Source organism: Providencia zhijiangensis, assembly GCF_030315915.2.
Taxonomy (GTDB): Bacteria; Pseudomonadota; Gammaproteobacteria; order Enterobacterales; family Enterobacteriaceae; genus Providencia; species Providencia zhijiangensis.
In genome coordinates, this window is sequence record NZ_CP135990.1 from 3,680,961 (window position 1) to 3,702,910 (window position 21,950).

General features: G+C 43.1%; 18 protein-coding genes. 8 read left to right on the forward strand and 10 right to left on the reverse strand.

Features of this window, described 5'->3' with window-relative positions; all coding sequences use genetic code 11:
- The first annotated feature begins 21 nt into the window (after nt 1-21).
- Both glpK and QS795_RS16945 read left to right on the forward strand, forming a co-directional pair.
- Nucleotides 22-1,548 (forward strand): glycerol kinase GlpK, encoded by a 1,527-nt coding sequence (gene glpK, locus QS795_RS16940; RefSeq protein ID WP_132497051.1) that lies wholly within the window; start codon nt 22-24, stop codon nt 1,546-1,548.
- Nucleotides 1,549-1,807: 259 nt separating this feature from the next.
- Nucleotides 1,808-5,788, forward strand: a complete 3,981-nt coding sequence (locus QS795_RS16945) for a hypothetical protein (RefSeq protein ID WP_286272345.1) — start codon at nt 1,808-1,810, stop codon at nt 5,786-5,788.
- 37 nt (nt 5,789-5,825) lie between these two features.
- Here the strand turns inward: QS795_RS16945 and emrD are convergent, their stop codons facing one another.
- A complete protein-coding gene (gene emrD / locus QS795_RS16950; RefSeq protein WP_154603294.1) occupies nt 5,826-7,010 on the reverse strand; it encodes a multidrug efflux MFS transporter EmrD in 1,185 nt (394 codons plus the stop codon).
- A gap of 442 nt (nt 7,011-7,452) precedes the next feature.
- Between emrD and fpr the strand changes: the two genes are divergently transcribed.
- On the forward strand, nt 7,453-8,199 hold the full coding sequence (gene fpr, locus QS795_RS16955; RefSeq protein WP_286272344.1) for a ferredoxin--NADP(+) reductase: 747 nt from the start codon (nt 7,453-7,455) through the stop codon (nt 8,197-8,199).
- 11 nt (nt 8,200-8,210) lie between these two features.
- On the opposite strand, the gene QS795_RS16960 is transcribed toward fpr, so the two are convergent.
- Nucleotides 8,211-8,633 carry a DUF805 domain-containing protein gene (locus tag QS795_RS16960; RefSeq protein WP_154603269.1) on the reverse strand — a complete coding sequence of 141 codons (423 nt, stop codon included), beginning with the start codon at nt 8,631-8,633 and terminating at the stop codon, nt 8,211-8,213.
- 52 nt (nt 8,634-8,685) lie between these two features.
- Here QS795_RS16960 and QS795_RS16965 point away from each other — a divergent pair, with 52 nt between their 5' ends.
- From QS795_RS16965 to QS795_RS16975, 3 genes are all read left to right on the forward strand, one after another.
- Nucleotides 8,686-9,312 (forward strand): DUF1454 family protein, encoded by a 627-nt coding sequence (locus QS795_RS16965; RefSeq protein WP_286272342.1) that lies wholly within the window; start codon nt 8,686-8,688, stop codon nt 9,310-9,312.
- A 196-nt stretch (nt 9,313-9,508) separates the two neighbouring features.
- Nucleotides 9,509-10,279: a triose-phosphate isomerase gene (tpiA, locus tag QS795_RS16970; RefSeq protein ID WP_036950832.1), complete on the forward strand. Its 771-nt coding sequence runs from the start codon at nt 9,509-9,511 to the stop codon at nt 10,277-10,279.
- Nucleotides 10,280-10,829: 550 nt separating this feature from the next.
- Nucleotides 10,830-11,804: an OmpG family monomeric porin gene (locus tag QS795_RS16975; protein ID WP_318626660.1), complete on the forward strand. Its 975-nt coding sequence runs from the start codon at nt 10,830-10,832 to the stop codon at nt 11,802-11,804.
- Between the two features lie 90 nt (nt 11,805-11,894).
- Here the strand turns inward: QS795_RS16975 and QS795_RS16980 are convergent, their stop codons facing one another.
- From QS795_RS16980 to QS795_RS17015, 8 genes are all read right to left on the reverse strand, one after another.
- Nucleotides 11,895-12,908: a sulfate ABC transporter substrate-binding protein gene (locus tag QS795_RS16980; RefSeq protein WP_154628126.1), complete on the reverse strand. Its 1,014-nt coding sequence runs from the start codon at nt 12,906-12,908 to the stop codon at nt 11,895-11,897.
- A gap of 183 nt (nt 12,909-13,091) precedes the next feature.
- Complete coding sequence (gene pfkA / locus QS795_RS16985) at nt 13,092-14,069, reverse strand: 6-phosphofructokinase (RefSeq protein WP_132497045.1); 978 nt, start codon at nt 14,067-14,069, stop codon at nt 13,092-13,094.
- Between the two features lie 409 nt (nt 14,070-14,478).
- Entirely contained in the window at nt 14,479-15,423 is a 945-nt protein-coding gene (locus QS795_RS16990; RefSeq protein ID WP_154603265.1) for a phosphatidate cytidylyltransferase, read from the reverse strand.
- Nucleotides 15,420-16,061 carry a lysophospholipid acyltransferase family protein gene (locus QS795_RS16995; protein ID WP_318626661.1) on the reverse strand — a complete coding sequence of 214 codons (642 nt, stop codon included), beginning with the start codon at nt 16,059-16,061 and terminating at the stop codon, nt 15,420-15,422. The genes QS795_RS16990 and QS795_RS16995 overlap by 4 nt, the downstream gene beginning before the upstream one ends.
- 237 nt (nt 16,062-16,298) lie before the next feature.
- A complete protein-coding gene (loiP, locus tag QS795_RS17000) occupies nt 16,299-17,054 on the reverse strand; it encodes a metalloprotease LoiP (RefSeq protein WP_154638637.1) in 756 nt (251 codons plus the stop codon).
- A 253-nt stretch (nt 17,055-17,307) separates the two neighbouring features.
- Nucleotides 17,308-17,889 carry a HutD/Ves family protein gene (locus QS795_RS17005; protein WP_286272336.1) on the reverse strand — a complete coding sequence of 194 codons (582 nt, stop codon included), beginning with the start codon at nt 17,887-17,889 and terminating at the stop codon, nt 17,308-17,310.
- 153 nt (nt 17,890-18,042) lie between these two features.
- The gene (locus tag QS795_RS17010) at nt 18,043-18,330 is read right to left on the reverse strand and encodes an addiction module antidote protein (RefSeq protein WP_108479168.1); all 288 of its coding nucleotides are present in this window, start codon (nt 18,328-18,330) and stop codon (nt 18,043-18,045) included.
- 247 nt (nt 18,331-18,577) lie between these two features.
- Nucleotides 18,578-19,138, reverse strand: a complete 561-nt coding sequence (locus QS795_RS17015; protein WP_154603260.1) for a Spy/CpxP family protein refolding chaperone — start codon at nt 19,136-19,138, stop codon at nt 18,578-18,580.
- A gap of 151 nt (nt 19,139-19,289) precedes the next feature.
- On the opposite strand from QS795_RS17015, the gene cpxR reads away from it, so the two are divergent.
- Both cpxR and cpxA read left to right on the forward strand, forming a co-directional pair.
- Complete coding sequence (gene cpxR / locus QS795_RS17020) at nt 19,290-19,988, forward strand: envelope stress response regulator transcription factor CpxR (protein WP_006660535.1); 699 nt, start codon at nt 19,290-19,292, stop codon at nt 19,986-19,988.
- The gene (gene cpxA, locus QS795_RS17025) at nt 19,985-21,355 is read left to right on the forward strand and encodes an envelope stress sensor histidine kinase CpxA (protein WP_036950809.1); all 1,371 of its coding nucleotides are present in this window, start codon (nt 19,985-19,987) and stop codon (nt 21,353-21,355) included. The genes cpxR and cpxA overlap by 4 nt, the downstream gene beginning before the upstream one ends.
- Nucleotides 21,356-21,950: the final 595 nt, after the last annotated feature.

Below are 21,950 nucleotides of genomic sequence, written 5' to 3' on the forward strand. Positions count from 1 at the left end.
ATTGCTGAACAGGTTTAAATTATGACAACAGAAACCAATATCGTTAAAAAATATATTGTCGCTCTTGATCAAGGCACAACCAGTTCGCGAGCTGTCGTTCTCGACCATGATGCAAATATCGTCAGTATTTCCCAGCGCGAATTCACGCAAATTTACCCAAAACCAGGCTGGGTAGAACATGACCCAATGGAAATTTGGGCAACACAAAGTTCGACTTTAATTGAAGTTCTCGCTAAAGCCGATATTCGCACCGATGAAGTAGCGGGTATCGGTATCACCAACCAACGTGAAACCACAATTGTTTGGGAAAAAGCGACAGGTAAACCCGTCTATAATGCGATTGTTTGGCAATGCCGCCGTACCGCTGACTTTTGTACTCATTTAAAAACGAACGATAAAGAACTTGAAGAGTATATTCGCCAAAACACAGGTTTAGTGGTCGACCCTTACTTCTCCGGAACCAAAGTGAAATGGATCCTCGATAACGTCGAAGGTGCTCGTGAACGCGCAGAAAAAGGTGAATTACTGTTCGGTACTGTCGATACTTGGTTAGTTTGGAAAATGACTCAAGGTCGCGTCCACGTCACTGACTATACCAATGCCTCTCGTACCATGTTATTCAACATTCGTAATTTAGAGTGGGATGACAAAATTCTTAAAGCATTAAATATTCCTCGTAACATGCTGCCAGAAGTCCGCCCTTCTTCTGAAGTTTACGGACAAACCAACATTGGGGGTAAAGGCGGTACGCGTATCCCAATTTCGGGTATTGCGGGTGACCAACAAGCGGCACTGTATGGTCAATTGTGTGTAAAATCCGGCATGGCAAAAAATACCTATGGAACTGGCTGCTTCTTATTAATGAATACTGGGGATACCGCCGTTCGTTCCAATCATGGCCTATTAACCACCATCGCTTGCGGCCCTAAAGGCGAAGTGAACTATGCCCTTGAAGGTGCGGTATTTGTGGGCGGAGCTTCTATTCAGTGGCTACGTGATGAACTGAAACTGATTGATGAATCCACCGACTCCGAATATTTTGCGACAAAGGTTAAAGACAGCAACGGCGTATATGTTGTGCCTGCCTTTACAGGTTTAGGCGCTCCATATTGGGATCCGTATGCGCGCGGCGCTATCTTTGGTTTAACGCGTGGGGCAAACCGCAACCACATTATTCGTGCAACATTGGAATCTATCGCGTATCAAACTCGCGATGTCCTCGATGCGATGCAAGCCGATTCTGGTGAACGCCTAAAAGCATTGCGTGTGGACGGTGGCGCCGTTGCGAATAACTTCCTGATGCAGTTCCAATCTGACATTCTCGGCACCTCTGTCGAGCGTCCTGAAGTACGCGAAAGCACCGCGCTGGGTGCGGCTTACTTAGCGGGTATCGCCGTTGGATTCTGGGAAAGCTTGGATGAGCTGCAAAGTAAAGCCAACATTGAGCGTGTCTTTAAACCGGGTATTGAAACTACCGAACGTAACTATAAATACGAGGGTTGGAAAAAAGCGGTCGCTCGTGCTCAAGAGTGGGAAGATCGCGCTTAATTTTTCGGTATCACGACATATATTGCTAAACAAAATATATTGCGAAACAAACAGTCAAAGCAGTGCTCCGGCACTGCTTTTTTTATGAGGTTTTCCCATCAAACCACACCGGTAATTAGCTAATAAATAAAAAGGCAATTATCAGACGAATAATAAATTAGAAAGAAGTCACCCACTTATCTAGAATTCACTCCCGCAATAACTTTTTATGAACAAATTCGTTCATAAACAACCATTTTCATTTTTTGGAGCTTTGGTTATGGATAACCGCAAAAAATACCCTTTTAACACCACCAATTCGCGCACTGTACAACTTATCTCTCATGCCCAACAACAAGGACATCTCCAATTTGGTAACTACAACGCACGAGGGCGTGTCGTCAGAATTCATACAGACAGCTTTTTTCTTGATGGATTAAGTGCCAATCCTCAACAAACTCACTCAGGGCGAGCTGCATTTGAACTGACAAATTGGTTAATGGATAAGCCTCGATTATTTGGTGAGCAGCGCCAAAATTACTTACTAAGTACCTTGGATAAAAATGATTTTTCCGGTTTCTCCTTCCACCCACAGCATGGCCTATGGGTAGATAGCTTCCATTCCTCTCATCAATGGCGTGATGGTGAACCTCGTTCCCAAGCGCAACTTGCCGATGCACTTCTACCTAGTGGGCAGTGGAATCGCCACTACGATACCGTCATTCTTGCCAGCGATGCCAATGACCAACAAGTTGACATTATTCGCCACTGGCTGGAGCTAACCGGCGGCAGTGTCATTATTATTGAGGATGACGAGAAAACGGTTTCACTGCCCATTCAGCAGCTACTTAACGAAGTAGAAAATATCGATATTAATAACGTTTCTCAGCCAACCTACTCCTCGCTCCAAAAGCCAGGTATGCAGGTAACAGCCTACCAATCCACATCCCATGGAATAGAAAAAAATACCTTCACCATCTCTAACTTGACTCACTATGCTAGCGGCTTACCTGAAAGCTCATCATTCACCGTTTGGGTCTATGAAGGAACTCTCACTGTACCTAAATCTGAAAATATTCGCATTTATCTGGACACGTTGTACCACAGTGAAGATTTTACCTTCGAGGTCAACCAACAGACTCGAAAAATGACTCAAGATGATGAATTTGCTGAAATTATTATCGCAAAGTCGAAAGCTGATCAGCAAATACCGTTTAAAATCACCACGACAACCGGGGGACTGCCGCCAGAAATACGTTTAGGTTGGGGCTTCCCAGATGATGATGAAATCCAATTTATCCCTGACCATGCTATTCATCACGCTCCGCAAACAACGTCGAGTTTGCCCTCATTAGCACCATTACCTAAGCTGCAAACGACATTTAACGCCCACGGTTTTCAACAGCGTGTTTCACTACCCGCTTTATCAATAAATACACTGACATTAACCGAAGAGACGTTGCAAAATAGCCACTATTTTTCGATGATACTCAACAGCTCACGAGAAACTATCGCCCTACGTCTGGATGATATCGAACTTTCCCGCCAAGATTCTTGGGATGCGCTCGCCTCAGAAATCGAGCTCCATGTTAATCAACAGCTGGCCCGTCTTGAATTGCCATCTATTTCCATGCGTTATGCAAACCACCAGCTAGTCATTGATTGTAATGGTATGCAGGTTTCACAGTTTCAGCTGAAAAATCAATCTACTCACCCAATTCTCATTGCTAAAAACCCAAATGGCGTCACCAACCAATTCGTCATTGGAGCAATAATTGGCAACCTTCCACATCACGAAGAAATCGACTATTTCCAATTGATTGAAGCACCGTTATTTGGGGAAGTTGAACTTAATAAAGATACAGGCGAGTGGCAATATCAACCAAATAGCCACCAAGCGTTTAAAGGACATGACCAGTTTGATGTTGTGGCAGTGATGAAAAATGGCGCTATTTCTGCCCCCATGTCGATTCAATTGCAAGCCGAAGATGCCCCCCAACTTTCTATTCCTGGGCAACGTACATTTTCACTACCCGACCCCATTTACCACCAGCCCCAACGCCGTCACCAGCCAGTTCCGAATGATATGCAGGTTCATGGTATCCAGTTAGCGCAGACGCATTTATTATCGCCAAATTCCCCTTATTTTGGTTTAACCGCCAATCGCTGGGCATTACTCAAAGTCGATATCACCAGCCAAACCGCCAGAAATGCCCCTGATATTGTCGCGATAATTCGCAATAAACAAGGTGACGAACTGGAGCGTATTGTTTTGACAGGCCCAATAATGCTTCCCTCGCAACTAAACGAGAAACCGACGACACCGAGTATTAATGCTCAACATTTTCATCACCAAAGTTACACCGCCCCCATAAAAGGCAAATGGGTACAACCAGGCATGCAAATCCAGATAATGGCTGGAGATCAACCCATCATTCAACCATACACCAATGCTGAAGGGCTTTTTTCACCGACGATAAAGTCTGTTACCCCGATGACGACTCACGTCACGCATACAAGCTTATATCGTGACGGGCATGGGATTTATAATTATTCGCCACTGAGTTGGGGATTAGAGGCCACCGCCAAGCTGCCAACCCACGAATTCACACTATTTAGCTACCCATCACTGAGCCAGAATATGGGACTTTATCCTTATATTGTTAAGGATAAAAAAGGCTATATAGACACCTCAACGTTAGTGCACCCTCAGTATGATGCCCCTAAAAACATTCCAGAAGCATCGATGTCCCAAATTGATTGGGCCTATTCGGATAGCCAAAGAGCCGCACGACGCACTCTGCTCTATTCCGAATTTTTCTACTCTTCCATTGAACATTTAGCCATGTCAGGGGGAACCGCGCGAACCATTGGGCTCGCAACTCACAACTTTGGAGGGGGGATCACCAAACCCAGCATTCTGTGGCATGAAGTTTTTGGACATGGGCTAAGTTTAGGACATACCACAAAAGAAGGTTATCCCTATCACCCTGAAAATCATGGTGAAAATATGGCATTTGATCAATATCGTCAGCAATACACGACGTATCGCCAACAAAATCAAACTGATGAAATCATCCCTGCGATGTACCCCGCCGATTACCCACATTACACCGATCAGTATGATGCTTTTCTCGCCCATTCAGATTATTTGACCCAGCAGGCGCAGGACTTTCTGGCCAATATTGATGAAAACGCGGTAGAGCGTAAATACCAACCCGTCTATCAACTAACGGGGATTTTTTTGCCACTATCGGACGGAAAATTACACCCCTATAGCTACCTAACCATCACTCAAACCATCGGACATGTGATCCAAAAAGATCATTTCGATTCCCCGCATAGTTTGACGATCACTTATGTCACGCCATCCGGATTACTCACTGAAACCCTCAAGGTTTCACTGAAAGGTAATGAAATCAACCTCAGTATCGCCAATAAAGGGGAGTTAGTTAGCCTAGATATCCTCAAAACTGAAAATGGCACAGAAACCACGGTTTATCAGTATAAAAATCCAGAATCGCTGGCAAATCGCTTATTTATTTATGGGGATGGAAAAACAATACCAGAAAACTTACAGATGGATAATTATTGGCGCGGCAGCAAACTGTTTTGGTCGGTGAGTGAAGATAACCAAGCTTTGTGTGCAAAATGGGTCGAAAATGGGCGATTAAACCTGCAATACTTTTCATTAGACCCATCGCAGCCCCTTGTGGATACTAAAGCAACATTTATCCCTCTCAATCATTTTGATTTATATGAGGAAAACTCATCCACATCATTCCCTCAACTGGCAGTCCTATCCGATGTTCAGTTACTGTCTGATGTGCAACTGAATCAACAAATTGATATTGGCAAATTAGCATCATCGAGCAATACCTACTGGGTAGCCATCTGCCTTTACGATGAGCAAGGTAAAATTCAAGAATATGCACCTATAGAGCCTTGGTATCTTTCAGATCAAGATGGCATTTTGACGGTAAAAGGCACGCTAGACAGTACCCCAGATTTACATATTGCAGGGATCAAAGTGTATATCGACCGACATTTGCAGGACGATGTTGAAGCTAGCTCTGTATGGATACAGCAAAATGACCAAGGCACTCTTGCAGAAAACCGAGAATTTCTCAATTATGACCGTCCCGTGGAATTTAATGCACTGATTTCACAGATGGTGGGAATGAAAGAAGACGCTATCCATGCACAACAGAATGCAGCCCAATGGGTTGAAGCTACGCAATTTATTCCATTAGTTGCATAATAAATCAGGGGGCTTATTTGCCCCCTGAACATGAATATTAAACCATACGCTCGGTATGGCTCATTCGGCGTGCCAGCGGTAACCAACACAGCACCACCAACATCGACATCAAGAACATCAGCAAGCCAAGGCTAAACTGGCCATTTTGTGGCATCAATGCGGAAACCCACGTTGCCACACCAGAACCCACGTTCTGTAAACCACCCACTAATGCCCCCGCAGCCCCCGCTAAATAGGGGAAAGGTTCCATCGCACCAGTAGTCGCCAACGGGAATAACATCCCTGCACCAAAGAAGAAAAGCGCAGCAGGCACTAATAATGTCCATGTGTTCATGATGCCAAACCAACCCGGCACCCACATCATGATGCCCGCAGCCAAACAAATGAGTACCGACTGCCACATCAAGGTGGAGAAATTCTTACCTTCACGCCCCGCATACCAAGCACCAAAGAACGCCGCAGGAATAGGCAGAATAAACAGAATACTGACGGTAATACTGCTTAGCCCTAACACGCCGCCCATCAATACACCACTACAGGCTTCGAAAACTGCGATCCCAGCAAGTGCACCAATCAGCATCGTCAAATACGACAGAAACGAACCGTTAGATAATAATTCACGGTATGACGCCACTAAATTATGCTTTTCAGGTGAAATAGGACGAGTTTCCGGCATCCAGCGATACATACTGAACAACACCCCGCCACCCAATAGGAATAAGAAAATATAACAAGCGTGCCAGCCAAAGAAGTGCGCCAGTATCCCACCAAACATAGGCGCTAACAGTGGGCTCACTAACACCCCCATATTGAGCAGACTATTGGCGTAACGTAGCGCGGTGCCTTTATACAGGTCGCGCGGCATGGTTCTCACCATCACTCCCGCAACCCCTGTACCTAAACCTTGTAAACCACTCGCAACTGTCAATACAGTCAATGTTGGGGCAAAAATGGCGACAATCGTTGAAACTAAGAAGATAGATAACCCAGCTAAAATCACCGGACGGCGACCAATTTGGTCAGATAACGGACCATATAGTAGCTGAGAGAAACCATAAGAAAACAGATACGCCGCCATAACGCGCTGTACGGCACCCGAAGGCTCGCCGAAATACACCGCAATTTCAGCAATAACAGGGACATAAACAGTTTGAGTCATTTGCCCAACCGCAGCGAGGGCAATCAACATTAATAACAGATTAAAATTTTCAAGCTTTCTCATTTTGCTCTCAGACACTCACAATTCCTGAGCACACAATAGCGCCGTATTATTAAAGTTTAATAACACGAACGCTTGCACTTAGGATTAAATAATAGATTTTTGTTCGTTGTTTTGCCCATTACATTGGAATTATATAACTAGCAAACAATTGATGTTGTTCTTGTGTGATAAAGATAACAAAATTTATGAATTTTTCGAGGTAGAACACCATTTTAATTTACTTCGCGTTGGCAGTAATATTCGCCACCTCTGTCAACTTAAATGTACATTAAAATTACCAAACTCCCCATTTGCAGAACAATCCACTAAAACACTTTATCGATAAGCATAAACAATGAACTGATCTAGTATGAAATCCTATTAAGTTCAGCAATGTATATCTTAAATAATTCACACTGTTGAATACTTTCTCTGAGGTTTTTTCGATAAGAGGGACAAATTTATGGCGAATTGGGTAACAGGTCGGGTGGTTGAAGCCAAATATTGGACAGAAACCTTGTTTAGTTTAGTGGTAGATGCGCCTATTCAACCGTTTATTGCAGGACAATTTGCTAAACTCGCCCTTGAAGTTAATGGGGAACGCGTTGCCCGCGCCTACTCTTATGTGAATGCTCCCAGCGACAACCGCCTTGAATTCTATTTCGTCATCGTTCCCAATGGAAAACTGAGCCCGAAGCTCGCTGAGCTACAAGTCGGCGATACACTGCAAATCACCGATGAGGCTTCTGGCTTCTTTGTACTGGATGAAATTCCTGAATGCAAACATCTTTGGATGCTTTCGACAGGTACGGCTATTGGTCCATTTCTCTCTATTTTACAAGAGAATAAAGGGCTAGAGCGCTTCGAAAAAATCGTCTTACTGCATGCCGTGCGTTACCAAAAAGATCTGAGCTACCTGCCGCTCATGCAGCAATTAGAGCAGCAATTCCAAGGGAAATTACGCATTGTCACCGTCGTGAGTCGTGAACATGCCCCCGGCTCTCTATATGGGCGGGTTCCCGCATTAATTGAAGATCATCAATTGGAAAAATTTGTTGGGTTGCCGATTGATGCAGAAAATTGCCACATTATGTTGTGCGGCAACCCAGAAATGGTGCGAGATACACGGGATAAACTCAAAGAAACCCACGGGTTAGTTAAACATTTACGCCGTAAACCGGGGCATATCACCAGCGAACAGTACTGGTAATAACCTAACGATTAAGACAGATAATCCACTTTATCTGTCTTTTTCCCATACGGATTCTCACCTTCCATTCCCACAAAAACGCCGCAATCAATCAGCATCATCATCGTGATCAGTAGTGGAAGAAAGCGTCCAATTCCCCATTGCCAAATTTCTGCCAATTGACTGACATCGAAGGAAAAAAGGGCAAAAGCTAACACGACTAAAGCAAACCATCCCCCCGGTTTACCTCTATCATGAAGACGCTTGGTGAAAATCGCCGCAAGGGGATACAGCAACAAAATAAACAACACCACCACAACGACATCCGGTAATGAAAACGCGTTTTGGAAGAGAGAAATCAGGGTCATTAAAATAAAACAGCCTGCTACACCCGCCCAAAATGGTCGCCGTCCAATTCTGCCTTTAAAGGAAAAAGCCCATTGTAGTAATGTCATTGTGTGTAATCCTGATACAATATTAATCTCTGAAGAATAAGTGGCAGAAAAAATGGCTCAACCAATATTCCGTTCCATGTCCATCATCATAACCGCTTTTGTGTGCTATTTTCCACAAATGGCACTTTCCCAAAAGGTACCGACGTTACCTGATACCGACTTAAGCGTCGCGTATTTAGCACCTGATGCGCCAACCTTTAATCTCACGATCCCAGAGCTACGTAGTCAATTTAATCAAACCTATAAAGATTTGTATCTTCACGAATACAAAGTGATTGCTAGCCAAGATATATCCGCGCCCTACATTCGTGCCGCATCACGTATTAATCAACAAATATACTCATCTGCCGTCCTCGAACGAGGTAGTGAGAAAATTAAAAGCTTACAAATCACATTATTACCCACGGACAACGAAACTGACGCTCAAGAAAATCGCCAATTAATCGAGCGCTATATTATTGCTATTATTCATCAATTTGACCCTAGTGTTTCTCTGGATAAAGCCCCAGAGCTGACCGCTGCGCTGAACAAGTTTATGGCCAATAAAAACCCAACCCGCGCGGAAGAAGCAAGATTAGGTGCATTGCGATATATTTTGGTAAAAAGTGACAATAATGTGCTTACTTTTGCTGTTGAACCGATTAAGCTAGAACAACAAGCAAGTGAAAACCGTCAATAATTGAGAGCAACAAATACGCTAAATGGATGATGATCACGCTCTGGCAATAAGCATGATGAAAAGCAAAGCTATTATTATCCATTGTTCCTATAATGCAGGAACAGCGACAGAAACGTCTCGTTGCGCGTAATACCTTGATCGCGTGATGAAAAACTAATCGATAAATCATTCAAACTTTTTGGTTGGAGGAAATAACATGCGACATCCATTGGTAATGGGTAACTGGAAACTGAACGGCAGTACCCAGATGGTCAATGAACTGATTGCTGGCCTGCGTAACGAACTGAGCAGCGTTGATGGCTGTGACGTAGCAATTGCGCCACCAGCGATGTACTTAACTCAAGCTAAACACGCTATCGCAGGCAGCCGCATTGCATTAGGCGCACAAAACGTTGACGTCAACCTGTCTGGCGCATTCACTGGCGAAATTTCTGCTGAAATGCTGAAAGATGTCGGTGCAAAATACATCATCATCGGTCACTCAGAGCGCCGTACTTATCACAAAGAAAGTGATGAGTTCGTTGCAAAACAATTTGCAGTGCTGAAAGAACAAGGTTTAATCCCAGTTCTGTGTATCGGTGAAAGCGAAGCTGAAAACGAAGCTGGCAAGACTGAAGAAGTTTGTGCTCGTCAAATCGATGCAGTTCTGAATACATTAGGTGCGGAAGCATTCCAAGGTGCAGTTATCGCTTATGAGCCAATCTGGGCAATCGGAACCGGTAAATCAGCAACTCCAGCACAAGCACAAGCAGTGCATAAATTTATTCGTAGCCACATTGCGAAAAAAGATGCAGCTGTCGCTGAGCAAGTGATCATTCAATACGGCGGTTCTGTTAACGCAGGCAACGCGGCTGAGTTATTCACTCAACCAGATATCGATGGTGCTTTAGTGGGCGGCGCGTCCTTAAAAGCTGATGCTTTCGCTGTGATTGTTAAAGCAGCAGCAGAAGCAAAAAAAGCAAAATAATTAAATACTCTATTTGATTATTCAATTTAACCGTCTATTTAACTTATTTTTAAATAGGCGGTTTATTTTATCTTCGTTACAGAAAAACCTAAAAATAAAATAATAATAAAAGAATTTAAAAAACCATCAATTAAAAACATAACCCATCTAAATTTATTTATTCTCACATTGAAAATAAATGATTATATAAATATAAGACAAACTTCAATCCTATTAAAAACAGAAATAAAAATCGAATAAACACAACCAATTAGATCACTTTAAATTAGCTAGCCCACTAATTTAACTATCCATAGCATCAAAAAATAACAATAGACAACAGTGAGATAATTCATTTAGATTGCTTGCGTCGGCTCGCCGACTTTTCATTATTGATATTTTTTATTCTGTTCTCTTTAAATTAGTAACGTAATAAAAATCAATGGCTCCTTATTAATTATGGTGACGTCCATCTTCAATGAGTTCGACAGCTTCTTGCTTATTGTAATTAATCTATGAGCCCATTGATTTTCAATCATTAAATAATTAAAGCATTCTATAAAGGATGAATATGAAGTCTATAATGGGTTTAATTCTTAATACTGCAATTCTTAGCACAGCAATTATTTTCCCTATCGCCAGTTATTCTCAATCCAGTCAATCTCCGTCTAGCGATGACCATTGGCGTGTTAAAACCAATGTGTATGTCGAACTGGAAGAGTACCAAGGCCAGCGGGATTCACAGAATAACAAAGTGTATGATAAAGCCAGCATGGTAGGTAAGTTATCGCTGAGTAATCTGGCATCTACTTGGTCGTTTGATCTCGAACACCGAGAAACCTTAAGAAATCACGGAAAAAACTTCCCCAATTCCCGAGATTCTTACATTCGCAATCGAACCCAAATCGGTGTGACCAAGCAGTTTATTAAAGATAAAATTTCCAACCTCGATGTCAATTTCACTTACCGCAAAGAATCCAATGATGGAACACCAGGCTCTAAAGCCCGCTCCTCCAATAGCCTTTATTGGATCATGCCTTCAGGTTCAATCAACCTTGATGAACGATGGACATTTAATTATTGGGGTGCGCTTTACTACTACAGTAATTTCTATGAGGCCAATAGCTACGAATTTGAATCTGAAGTTGGCGTGAGCTATAAACTCACCGATAGCATTAAAGCCAAGGTCAGCTATTACAGTGACAAAGCATGGGATAATGAGTTCACCACCCAATCCTTACAACGCCAAATTCGTCTTGGCTTACCAGTAACTATTAACCAAGATTGGAGCATTTCCCCTTATTTCCGCTATCTCATTAATGACAACGAGTACAACAATCGAGGTCATCTCACTCAGCAGTTACGCAGTGGCTACCGTCTCGGCACTCAAGTGGAATACAAAGTGACACCGAAGTTAGCATTGTGGGGCGGTGTGGCTTATGAACCCACTAAATGGAAATACCCAAAAGGCAGTGAAAAAACATCAGGGAACAGTAATAAACAAACGATGTATCTCGGTCAGTTAGGCGTGAAATATAGCTGGTAGCGATAACCAGCTAGCAGTCATAAATTCCTAGCCGTTCCGCCATGATAGCGGACGGTTAGGCGTTTAATTTTGTCTTTAAATCATTAGTGATTAGCGTCGAATGATTTCATCAAAGATCCCACCATTCGCAAAATGCGTTTTCTGCGCTTGTTGCCAACCACCAAAATTTTCATCCACGGTGAGTAATTTCAATTGTGGAAACTGGCTTTGATACGCTTTGGCGACTTGAGCATCTCGGGGACGATAATAGTTTTTCGCGGCAATTTCTTGCCCTTTCGGTGAATACAAAAATTCCAGATAGGCTTGTGCCACTTCACGGTGATCCCGCTTATCCACCGTTTTGTCGACAACAGCAACGGTCGGCTCTGCTAAAATAGAAATGCTCGGGGTAACAATTTCAAAATCCCCCTTCGCGCCTAACTCATTAATGGCTAACAACGCTTCATTTTCCCACGCGATCAACACATCGCCAATTCCACGCTCTACAAAGCTGTTAGTTGCCCCTCTCGCGCCAGAATCTAGCACTTCAACATTTTGATAAAGCTGCTTCACAAACTGTTTGGCCTTTTCTGGGTCATTCTGATTTTTTTCTAATCCATATCCCCATGCCGCCAAATAATTCCAGCGGGCGCCGCCCGATGTTTTTGGGTTCGGCGTCACCACAGAGACATCTTTACGGATCAAATCATCCCAATCATGGATATTTTTCGGGTTATCTTTACGCACTAAAAAGACAATGGTTGAAGTATAGGGTGCAGAATTATCAGGGAGTTTTTTCAGCCAGCCCGGATTAATTTTGCCACTTTGTGCAATCGCATCCACATCGTATGCCAAGGCTAGCGTCACTACATCTGCCTCTAACCCGTTAATCACCGAAGTGGCTTGTTTACCGGAACCGCCATGAGACTGGCGAACAGTCACCGTATCCCCCGTTTTTGCTTTCCAGTAATCACCAAATTCTTGATTATATTGGCGGTAAAATTCGCGAGTCGGGTCATAAGAGACATTTAAAATTTGGATATCTTTCGCCCATGCTCCCGCTGTTAATAACAATAAAGAAAATGCCGCTATGGGATAGCGTGAACTTTGCCAGAAACGTACCATCATCCTTTTCTCCATTAATTGAATACGGAATCAGGCTGACAGATACCCACGGCAACGGGAAATACCGAAAAGGTAAATCTTATAAATAAGAGGAATATCGAGGAAAAAAAGGGCAATCTTCGCCGATATGGCCAGCCTAAGGCCAACCATACCGGTGAGATTTGCAATAATAGAGGTAAAAAATTAGTACAGTTTTTTCGCGGTTTCCAGCCAATCTTTCTTGAAGACACGCTTCATGTTCATAACCGCATCAACAATATCATGGTGAACTAATTTTTCATTTTGGATCCCCACACAACGCCCGCCGTAGCCTTCAAGCAGCAGTTGGATAGAGTATGCACCCATGCGAGAAGCCAAAATACGGTCATAAGCAACCGGAGAACCGCCGCGCTGAATATGTCCTAATACCGTTGCGCGAGTTTCATGATGAGTTTCTGCTTCAATGTATTTTGCTAGCTCATCCACATCGCAAACGTGCTCGGTGATCGCGACAATCGCATGGCGCTTGCCTTTTTCAATCCCACGTTTGATTTCCGACAGTAACTCTTCACGGTTAAATGGCATTTCTTGTTCTGGCAGAACTAAAAACTCACAGCCACCTGCAATTGCCGCAGAGAGAGTGAGATCGCCACAATAACGCCCCATCACTTCAACGATAGAGATACGTTTGTGAGAAGTCGATGTATCACGTAAGCGGTCAATTGCTTCAACCACAGTTTCTAACGCAGTGAAATAACCGATGGTGTAATCTGTTCCAGCAACGTCGTTGTCAATCGTGCCCGGTAAACCAATGCATGGGAAACCTAATTCAGTTAGGCATTTAGCACCAAGATAAGAACCGTCACCACCAATGACAACCAGTGCATCGATGTGGTTTTTCTTCAGGTTTTCAACCGCTACCGCGCGGACTTTTTCATCACGGAATTGAGGGAAGCGAGCAGAGCCTAAGAATGTACCGCCACGGTTGATCATGTCCGAAACGCTATAACGGTCTAACTGCTTCATGCGGTTTTCATAAAGGCCGAGGTATCCATCAAAAATACCCATCACTTCTAAACCTTCCGCAAGAGCTGCACGTACTACGCCGCGGATCGCTGCGTTCATACCCGGTGCATCTCCACCGCTCGTTAACACTCCAATTCTTTTAATCTGCTTGACCATGATGACCTCTGATTAATGAACATAAATTGCAAATCTATGAAAAAACCACCGCACTGCACTGATATTCACTGCAACTCGCTAACGGATTAACCGCTAAAATTCAGCCAATAATTTTGCTGAATTGATTCAACAAGCGAAATAATACGACAAAGCAAGGATTATGCATGGGTTTTCTCGCCAACTTTTATGTTTTCTTGTGATCTCGATTACATAATTTTAGCTCAAATGACGAAAACCAACCCACTCAACGTAATCATCTTACTTCGAAGTACAAATTAAGTCTCGATGATAGCATGTTAATCTCAGTGCAACCCCATCATTGCAAGATACGGAGCATTTTCCTATAAAAAAAGCACCCTAAGGTGCTTCTGCGGTTGAAAAAATAGGTAAATCTATTTACAACAGCTAATTAGGTATAAAAATAACGCGTTAGGTGGAAGAAAATTGGCGCGGCAAAACATAGGGAATCAATTCTATCTAACATTCCGCCATGTCCTTCGATAATGGCCCCAAAGTCTTTGATCCCACTGTCGCGTTTAATTGCAGACATACACAGACCACCGACAAAGCCCATTAACGTAATCGCCAATGACATTAACCCTGCCGCCCACCAACTAAATGGCGTCACCCAATACAAACAGATACCAATCAGCACTGATGTTAATATTCCGCCAATAAATCCTTCGACGGTTTTATTTGGGCTAAGCTTAGGCACAATAGGATGTTTGCCCAGTAACTTACCAAAGACATATTGCAGCACATCTGAGATTTGTGTGACTACAATTAAGAACAGCAGCAGCTTAACGTTTTCCCCTTGGTAGCCTTCAATGTTTAGCATCAACAATGCCGGTACGTGGCTCAAGCAGAATACAGTGACCAACATGCCCCACTGTATTTTTGCCGTGCGTTCGAGGAAGTGATAAGTATCCCCCGCCAACGCGATTCGTGTCGGTAAAAACAAGAAGACAAACACGGGTACAAAAATCGAGAACATCCCATACCACTCAACCCCAACCAGCACATATTGCAGGGGAAGGAAGACGAAAAAACACCAAAATAACGCTTCATGGTCGCTACGGCGCGTCGGCGCTAGCGTAATAAATTCCCTTAATGCAAAGAAAGAAATCAGCGCAAACAGGATCACGACCCCGATATTCCCAAGTACCACCGCCAAAACGCAGACGATACACATCACCCACCAAGCACGAATACGCGCATTTAGGTTATCGATGGTTGGGTTACTTTTTTCCCCTGAATAACGGTATGCCAGAATGCCGCCTATTACGCTGGCGACCATCAAAATACCGAAGACACCGGATAACAGCAGTGCTAATTCACGATCCCAAAGACTCATGGCATCATCTCCTCAAGTGCAACTTTCGCTCTTTGCAAAAAATCCGCCTTATTTTCATCTTCAGTAAGTGGAGATAGTGGCTTTCCAACCGTTGCTGAACAGATAACCGGAACCACAAGCTTTGTTCCTTTCGGCAACACGCGATTTAAGTTTTCCAAATACACCGGGACGACTTCAACATTGGGGTATTTTTTCGCTAAATGATAAATTCCGCTTTTGAAGCTACCCAGTTCCTCGCCATCTCCTCGAGTTCCCTCGGGAAATAAAATTAATGAATGGTTAGCAGCAAGCACCGCTTCTAGTGGCCCAAGGACAGACTCTTTGGCAGGTTTGTCCCCTTTTCTATCCACCAATACGGCTCGAAACACGTTATTGACGAGATAGCGACGAAATGGCGTGCCATCCCAATAATCTTTCGCGGCAACAGGGTGAACAAAATGGCGCATTAAAGGTGGCAACCCTGACCAAATAACTAACCCGTCGAGGTGGCTTGAGTGGTTGGCATAGTAGATGCGGGGGGTAATGGCCGGTTGGCATCCGACCCAACGTGTACGGACTCCCGTTAATAAGCGGCAAGTACCGGACAACAGCATTCCCATTCCTTTTGCCAGTAGAGAAACTCGCTGTGTTTTTTCCATCTTTTTTCCTTGCTCTCTTATCGAGCACAAATAAAACAATGATAAAAAAAATTCTTAATCGTATTTGCTTAATAAGATATGCAGCGTCGAACAAGAGCACAACAGGATAAGTTCTGATTTGTGACTTTATTTTCACCACCAGAATTAAGATAAAATGCAAACTATATGAAAAACTCAGATGTTAGATAAAAAATAGGGAAGCCTTAGCTTCCCCATTAATATCATTCAAGATAAAAATTATTTTTTATCTGCCGCGATACGGTCACGGATATGTTGCGCACGCTCATCTGACGGTGGGTGAGAATCAAACATGCTGGTTTCTTTGCTACCCAGTTTTGCTAATTTGTCAAAACCAGTCACTAAACCTTTAGTATCCACACCACGTTTTTTCAGCAGATCATAAGAGAAATCATCCGCTTGGCTTTCTTGGTGTTGAGAGAACTGAGAGTTAACCAGTTTTTGACCCAGCTCACCTAACTGTGAAGAGCTTAATTGAGTCGCAACATCGTTACCTGATGCTGCTGCCGCAGTACGTGCTGCAACTGCCGCATAAGCAACTTGCATTGCTTTACGGGTATGACCTAAAGCAACGTGACCCATTTCGTGACCCAGAACGCCTTCAACTTCGTTGTCATTCATGATGTCCATCAGACCGCTGTATACACGTACACAGCCATTTGCCATTGCCCATGCGTTCACATCTTTGGTCATGTAAACTTTATAGTTAACCGGAGTACCGTCAACTTCGTTACCCAGTGCTTTAGCAATTTTGTTTAAGCGTTGAGTGTATTTGCTTGAAGCTGGAGCAATTTTGTTTTCTGCGTCCATCTCTTTACAAGCGTCATCGCTGAATTTTTTAACATCTGCATCAGATAATGTCGCAGCTTGGAATAATTGCATTCCAGAGTTGGTCATCAGCCCAGTGTCCATACTCTTACAGCCAGTCATAATGACCGCAGAAACTGCGACCGCAACAAGCGCCTTCATTTTCATCTTCTTTTTTTCCTTGCTACAAAAATTATATTACTGTTTTTAATAAACCATTCTCGTTCTAATAACGATTCGGAGATACAGCCTAAAGATTCTGTTTAAAATCACAATAAGAATAAAGCCATTAAATAAGCAATCTATGAATTTGATAACAATTTTATCCAAAGAGTGAAATTATCAGAATTATCCGCTAACTAAATAGTCGCGATTTGACTGAGTTAAATCACTCCAAAATGACTTAAATGGCTTTGTAGCGTTATCTTTCAAATAACTCAATCACACAAAAGTCTCCATGATGCTCAGGAGAAGCAATATATTGCGTAGGGGAACCTGTTTTTTCGACCAATAGGGTTTCAAAATCATTTAAGACTGAGAGCTGCCCATCTACTTGCAACTCTAGCTTGCCCTGTAAGTTAAAAATCAGCACACAGTTTCCATTACTGAACCACGAGTTTGCCGACTTACAAGATACCCACTGCAGCCGAGCTGAATACTTTTCAGGGTTGTAAATCAAATTAAAATCGCGGATGGCTTCATTGATTAATTCGGCATACACATCACTTTCACCATTAAAGGCGTGAAATTGCTTTTGTAATAAAGAAACAGGCGGGTTTTTATCTATCTGCAGCACAATCCCGGTGCCTTCCAGCACGCCAATGATACGTTGTTTATTTGGGAAAAAAGAGAATGAACCCGCGGATTTTACGTCTGCAATCGACACTCGCCAGTCAAAATTTTCGAGTCCTTCCCCGTGGCTTCTCGCCAGTTCTAACGTAAATCCTTGCCCATTTTTCCAAGGCATTTTTTTATAATCTTGAGCAGTCAGTTTCTGGATCATGGCGCAGTATGACCTCTTTGGATGTGTGAAAATCTATTTTGCAAGTGTTCAGAATAATCGGTGGAAATAAAGATAGTACGTGGAAAGTGAATGTATAGACAACATATCAGTAATAAAAATATTACTGATAGTAATAGAAGAGTACAAAGAGGGTTATCTTGCGCTCTTAAATTGCAGCTTTAGTCCTAGTGAATGAACTATCTTCAAGATAGTGGTAAATGCAGGGTTACCTTCACCAGATAGTGCCTTATATAGCCCTTCTCGACTCATTCCTACTTCCTTTGCCAATTGGGTCATATTTCTCGCTCTAGCAATATCGCCTAACGCAGCAAGAATGAGTGCCGTATCGCCTTCTTCTAGTATTTCATTAAGATACAGCTGAATTTCTTCTTCGTTCGTTAAATGCTCAGCAATGTCATACTCTTTTATTTTAATATTCATAGATCACCTTCAATTTCACGAAAAACTAACTAATGCTATCACACTTAGGATGTCAACTGTAGTTAACACCAATGCGCTTAGCATAAAAAAAAGCCCCTAAAAGGGGCTATAAAGACAGGGATGGTGTCTATGGCAAGGAAAAACTTCAGTTATTGCTACTTCACTACTTACTTCGAAACTCAACGATACAGCTTAGAAACTCAACTACAGGCTTTAAAAACTCAACTACACTCACTACTAGGAATCTCTACTGCATAACTTGATATTCAACGAACTTATGCTGATTAATTTGCTCAAGCTGCGCCTTCTGCTCTGGCGTCAGTAACTGGTAAAGCTCGTGATGGATACGAGCCATCTCAACGCGTTCATCCAGTTCTTTTTGCAATTGTTTCTCAAGTTGCGCTCGGACAGCTTTATCATCAAAGCGATCCGCTATAATAAGTTTGTGTAATGACTCACGTTCTTGTATTGAGGCAACATTTTCACCATGACGGTGGCGCTGGGTAGCCATCAAATCACGAAGCTGTTGGCGCTGTTTCTCACTCAACGTGATACCATTAAACATAAATTCACTGGCACGTTCGTCGCTATTTAATGATTCAGGGATCTGAAACTGAATAGCAATATGTGTGGTTTGTAGTGGCTGGTCCGGTTGCATTTGAAGCACTAATGATGGTTCATCATTAACACTACTTTCAGATGCTTCACCAAACGCAGCGACTGGCCCGAAAACAAATGCAGAAGCTAAAACGTATGCGGCTGTTTTATGTACTGAACTGTGTTTTGTTCTGTGTACTATTCTTTGCATTTAGATACCTTGTCTCCGAACGATGCTCGTGATTCAATGGAGTTAAATATACGCGGTCGGCTGCAAACTAGCGTCAGAGCATGTAAAAGAACGTAAAGTCATGGAAACGTGAAGATTGTTATCGTATTTTGGCAGTTGGAGGACTTAATTAATGCATAAAATCCTATTAGTTGATGACGACCGTGAACTCACGTCGCTTTTAAAAGAACTGCTGGAAATGGAAGGTTTCAATGTTGTCATCGCTTATGACGGTGAACAAGCATTACAGCAAATCGATTCATCCATTGACCTATTATTACTCGATGTCATGATGCCGAAGAAAAACGGTATTGAGACATTAAAAGAGCTACGCCAAATTCACCAAACGCCAGTCATTATGTTAACGGCGCGCGGCAGTGAATTAGATAAAGTGCTGGGCTTAGAGCTCGGCGCAGATGACTATTTACCAAAACCATTTAACGATAGGGAGTTAGTAGCGCGAATTCGTGCGTTACTGCGCCGCTCAAACTGGAGCGAGCAAACTCAAGGGGACAACAGCAACACCCCAACCTTACAAGTGGATAAATTACAGCTCAATCCGGGTCGTCAAGAAGCCAGCTTCGATAACGAAATCCTTGATTTAACTGGCACCGAGTTTACTTTGCTCTATCTATTAGCCCAGCATTTAGGGCAAGTGGTTTCAAGAGAGCATTTAAGCCAAGAAGTTTTGGGTAAGCGCCTCACGCCATTTGACCGCGCTATTGATATGCATATTTCAAACTTGCGCCGCAAACTTCCAGAACGCACCGATGGCCAACCTTGGTTTAAAACCTTGCGTGGACGCGGTTACTTGATGGTTTCTGCCACATGATCAACAGCTTAACAGCTCGAATATTTGCGATTTTCTGGTTTACCCTCGCACTAGTATTAATGCTAGTGCTGATGGTGCCCAAGCTCGACTCTCGGCAGCTCACCGTCCTCATGGAAAGTGAGCAACGCCAAGGGGAGATGCTTGAGCAACACATCGAAGCCGAACTTGCGCAAGCACCGATGAACGACCTGCTTTGGTGGCGACGGATTTCCAACGCCATCAAAAAATGGGCGCCCCCAGGGCAACGGCTGATTATCGTGACCAGTGAAGGCCGAGTGATTGGTGCGATGCCGAGTGAAATGCAGGTGATCCGCAACTTTATTGGTCAATCTGATAATGCCGACCATCCGAAGAAGAAAAAGTACGGACGCGCAGAAATTCTGGGTCCATTTTCCATTCGAGACGGTGAAGATCACTACCAACTCTATTTAGTTCGCCCGGCAAGCAGCCCACAATCAGACTTTATTAACCTCTTGTTTGACCGACCGTTTTTACTCTTGATTGCCACCATGCTAATCAGCGCACCATTGTTGTTATGGCTATCATGGAGCTTAGCTCGCCCTGCCCGTAAATTAAAAATGGCGGCGGACGATGTGGCAAAAGGTAACTTGCGCCCACACCCTGAGCTTGAATCTGGTCCCCAAGAATTTTTATCAACGGGTAACAGTTTTAACCAGATGATCAGTGCGTTAGATGGTATGGTTACCGCCCAGCAGCGATTGATTTCTGATATTTCCCATGAGCTGCGCACCCCGCTCACGCGATTACAGCTAGCAACGGCATTATTACGCCGCCGTCATGGTGAGAGTAAAGAGCTGGAGCGCATCGAAACAGAAACTCACCGTTTAGATAGCATGATCAATGATTTGCTGGTGCTCTCTCGCAGTCAGCATAAAAATGAAATTCTTCGCGAACACATCAAAGCCGATGAGTTGTGGGGAGATATTCTGGATGATGCAAGCTTCGAAGCGGAGCAGATGAACAAAACGCTGGATGTCACCTCGCACCCAGGTTCATGGCCGTTATATTGCAATCCATCCGCCATTGGTAGTGCATTTGAAAACATCGTGCGTAACGCGCTACGTTACTCAAACACCCATATTGCGGTTGATTTCAAAGAAGAAAATAACGGTATTTTGATCACTGTTGACGATGATGGCCCGGGGGTTAGTCCTGCTGACCGTGAGCATATCTTCCGACCGTTCTATCGCACCGATGAAGCTCGCGACAGAGAAACCGGTGGTACAGGGCTTGGCTTAGCGATTGTTGAAACAGCAATTTCCCAACATAAAGGCTGGGTGAAAGCTGACGATAGCCCACTAGGTGGATTACGCCTACAGATTTGGCTGCCAGAACACGGACGCTAATCTTACATTATGAAGGTCTTTGGTACCCATGTGCCAAAGACCTTTTTATATATCAGCCATATATTCCTATTCTATTTCGCCTAATATCCACTTCCCTACTCAATCTGACAGATAATTAACTTATTCATATTCACAAACAGTAATGAAATTAGTATCTCAAACATTTTTCGATATTTGCCCCTACGGGTTTACCACATATACTTGTAAGTCAGAAATAGCTCAGACAATTCTTATAAATATTATATTTCAGTGATTATATCGTTATTCGAGTAATTACCTTTTTCTACACCACAAGTGCGTGTTCTATTTATATATTAATAACATACATCAAGTTACGACTGTTGATTATCATTATTTTTTATACTATCTAGCCGTATGGATGCTTTTTCTTGACTATCAGGTTATCCGCTAAGTATAGATACCAACCAAAGCAATATACCGCCAAATGTGAAATTAATGATTTTTGATAGAGCTATATATTAAGAAGTCACTTAATGGTTTCAAAAAAGTGATCAGAAGATTACAGGCAAAGTCGTGATTTTTAGGCGTCTCACACCGATAGTCACCCCGAAACTTTAGTGCTATTATTAAGGGC

Bases quoted from the DNA above. Each gene is read 5' to 3' on its own strand.
- glpK (WP_132497051.1), top strand. From the start codon at position 22: ATGACAACAGAAACCAATATCGTTAAAAAATATATTGTCGCTCTTGAT.
- QS795_RS16945 (WP_286272345.1), top strand. From the start codon at position 1,808: ATGGATAACCGCAAAAAATACCCTTTTAACACCACCAATTCGCGCACT.
- emrD (WP_154603294.1), bottom strand. From the start codon at position 7,010: ATGAGAAAGCTTGAAAATTTTAATCTGTTATTAATGTTGATTGCCCTC.
- fpr (WP_286272344.1), top strand. From the start codon at position 7,453: ATGGCGAATTGGGTAACAGGTCGGGTGGTTGAAGCCAAATATTGGACA.
- QS795_RS16960 (WP_154603269.1), bottom strand. From the start codon at position 8,633: ATGACATTACTACAATGGGCTTTTTCCTTTAAAGGCAGAATTGGACGG.
- QS795_RS16965 (WP_286272342.1), top strand. From the start codon at position 8,686: ATGGCTCAACCAATATTCCGTTCCATGTCCATCATCATAACCGCTTTT.
- tpiA (WP_036950832.1), top strand. From the start codon at position 9,509: ATGCGACATCCATTGGTAATGGGTAACTGGAAACTGAACGGCAGTACC.
- QS795_RS16975 (WP_318626660.1), top strand. From the start codon at position 10,830: ATGAAGTCTATAATGGGTTTAATTCTTAATACTGCAATTCTTAGCACA.
- QS795_RS16980 (WP_154628126.1), bottom strand. From the start codon at position 12,908: ATGGTACGTTTCTGGCAAAGTTCACGCTATCCCATAGCGGCATTTTCT.
- pfkA (WP_132497045.1), bottom strand. From the start codon at position 14,069: ATGGTCAAGCAGATTAAAAGAATTGGAGTGTTAACGAGCGGTGGAGAT.
- QS795_RS16990 (WP_154603265.1), bottom strand. From the start codon at position 15,423: ATGAGTCTTTGGGATCGTGAATTAGCACTGCTGTTATCCGGTGTCTTC.
- QS795_RS16995 (WP_318626661.1), bottom strand. From the start codon at position 16,061: ATGGAAAAAACACAGCGAGTTTCTCTACTGGCAAAAGGAATGGGAATG.
- loiP (WP_154638637.1), bottom strand. From the start codon at position 17,054: ATGAAAATGAAGGCGCTTGTTGCGGTCGCAGTTTCTGCGGTCATTATG.
- QS795_RS17005 (WP_286272336.1), bottom strand. From the start codon at position 17,889: ATGATCCAGAAACTGACTGCTCAAGATTATAAAAAAATGCCTTGGAAA.
- QS795_RS17010 (WP_108479168.1), bottom strand. From the start codon at position 18,330: ATGAATATTAAAATAAAAGAGTATGACATTGCTGAGCATTTAACGAAC.
- QS795_RS17015 (WP_154603260.1), bottom strand. From the start codon at position 19,138: ATGCAAAGAATAGTACACAGAACAAAACACAGTTCAGTACATAAAACA.
- cpxR (WP_006660535.1), top strand. From the start codon at position 19,290: ATGCATAAAATCCTATTAGTTGATGACGACCGTGAACTCACGTCGCTT.
- cpxA (WP_036950809.1), top strand. From the start codon at position 19,985: ATGATCAACAGCTTAACAGCTCGAATATTTGCGATTTTCTGGTTTACC.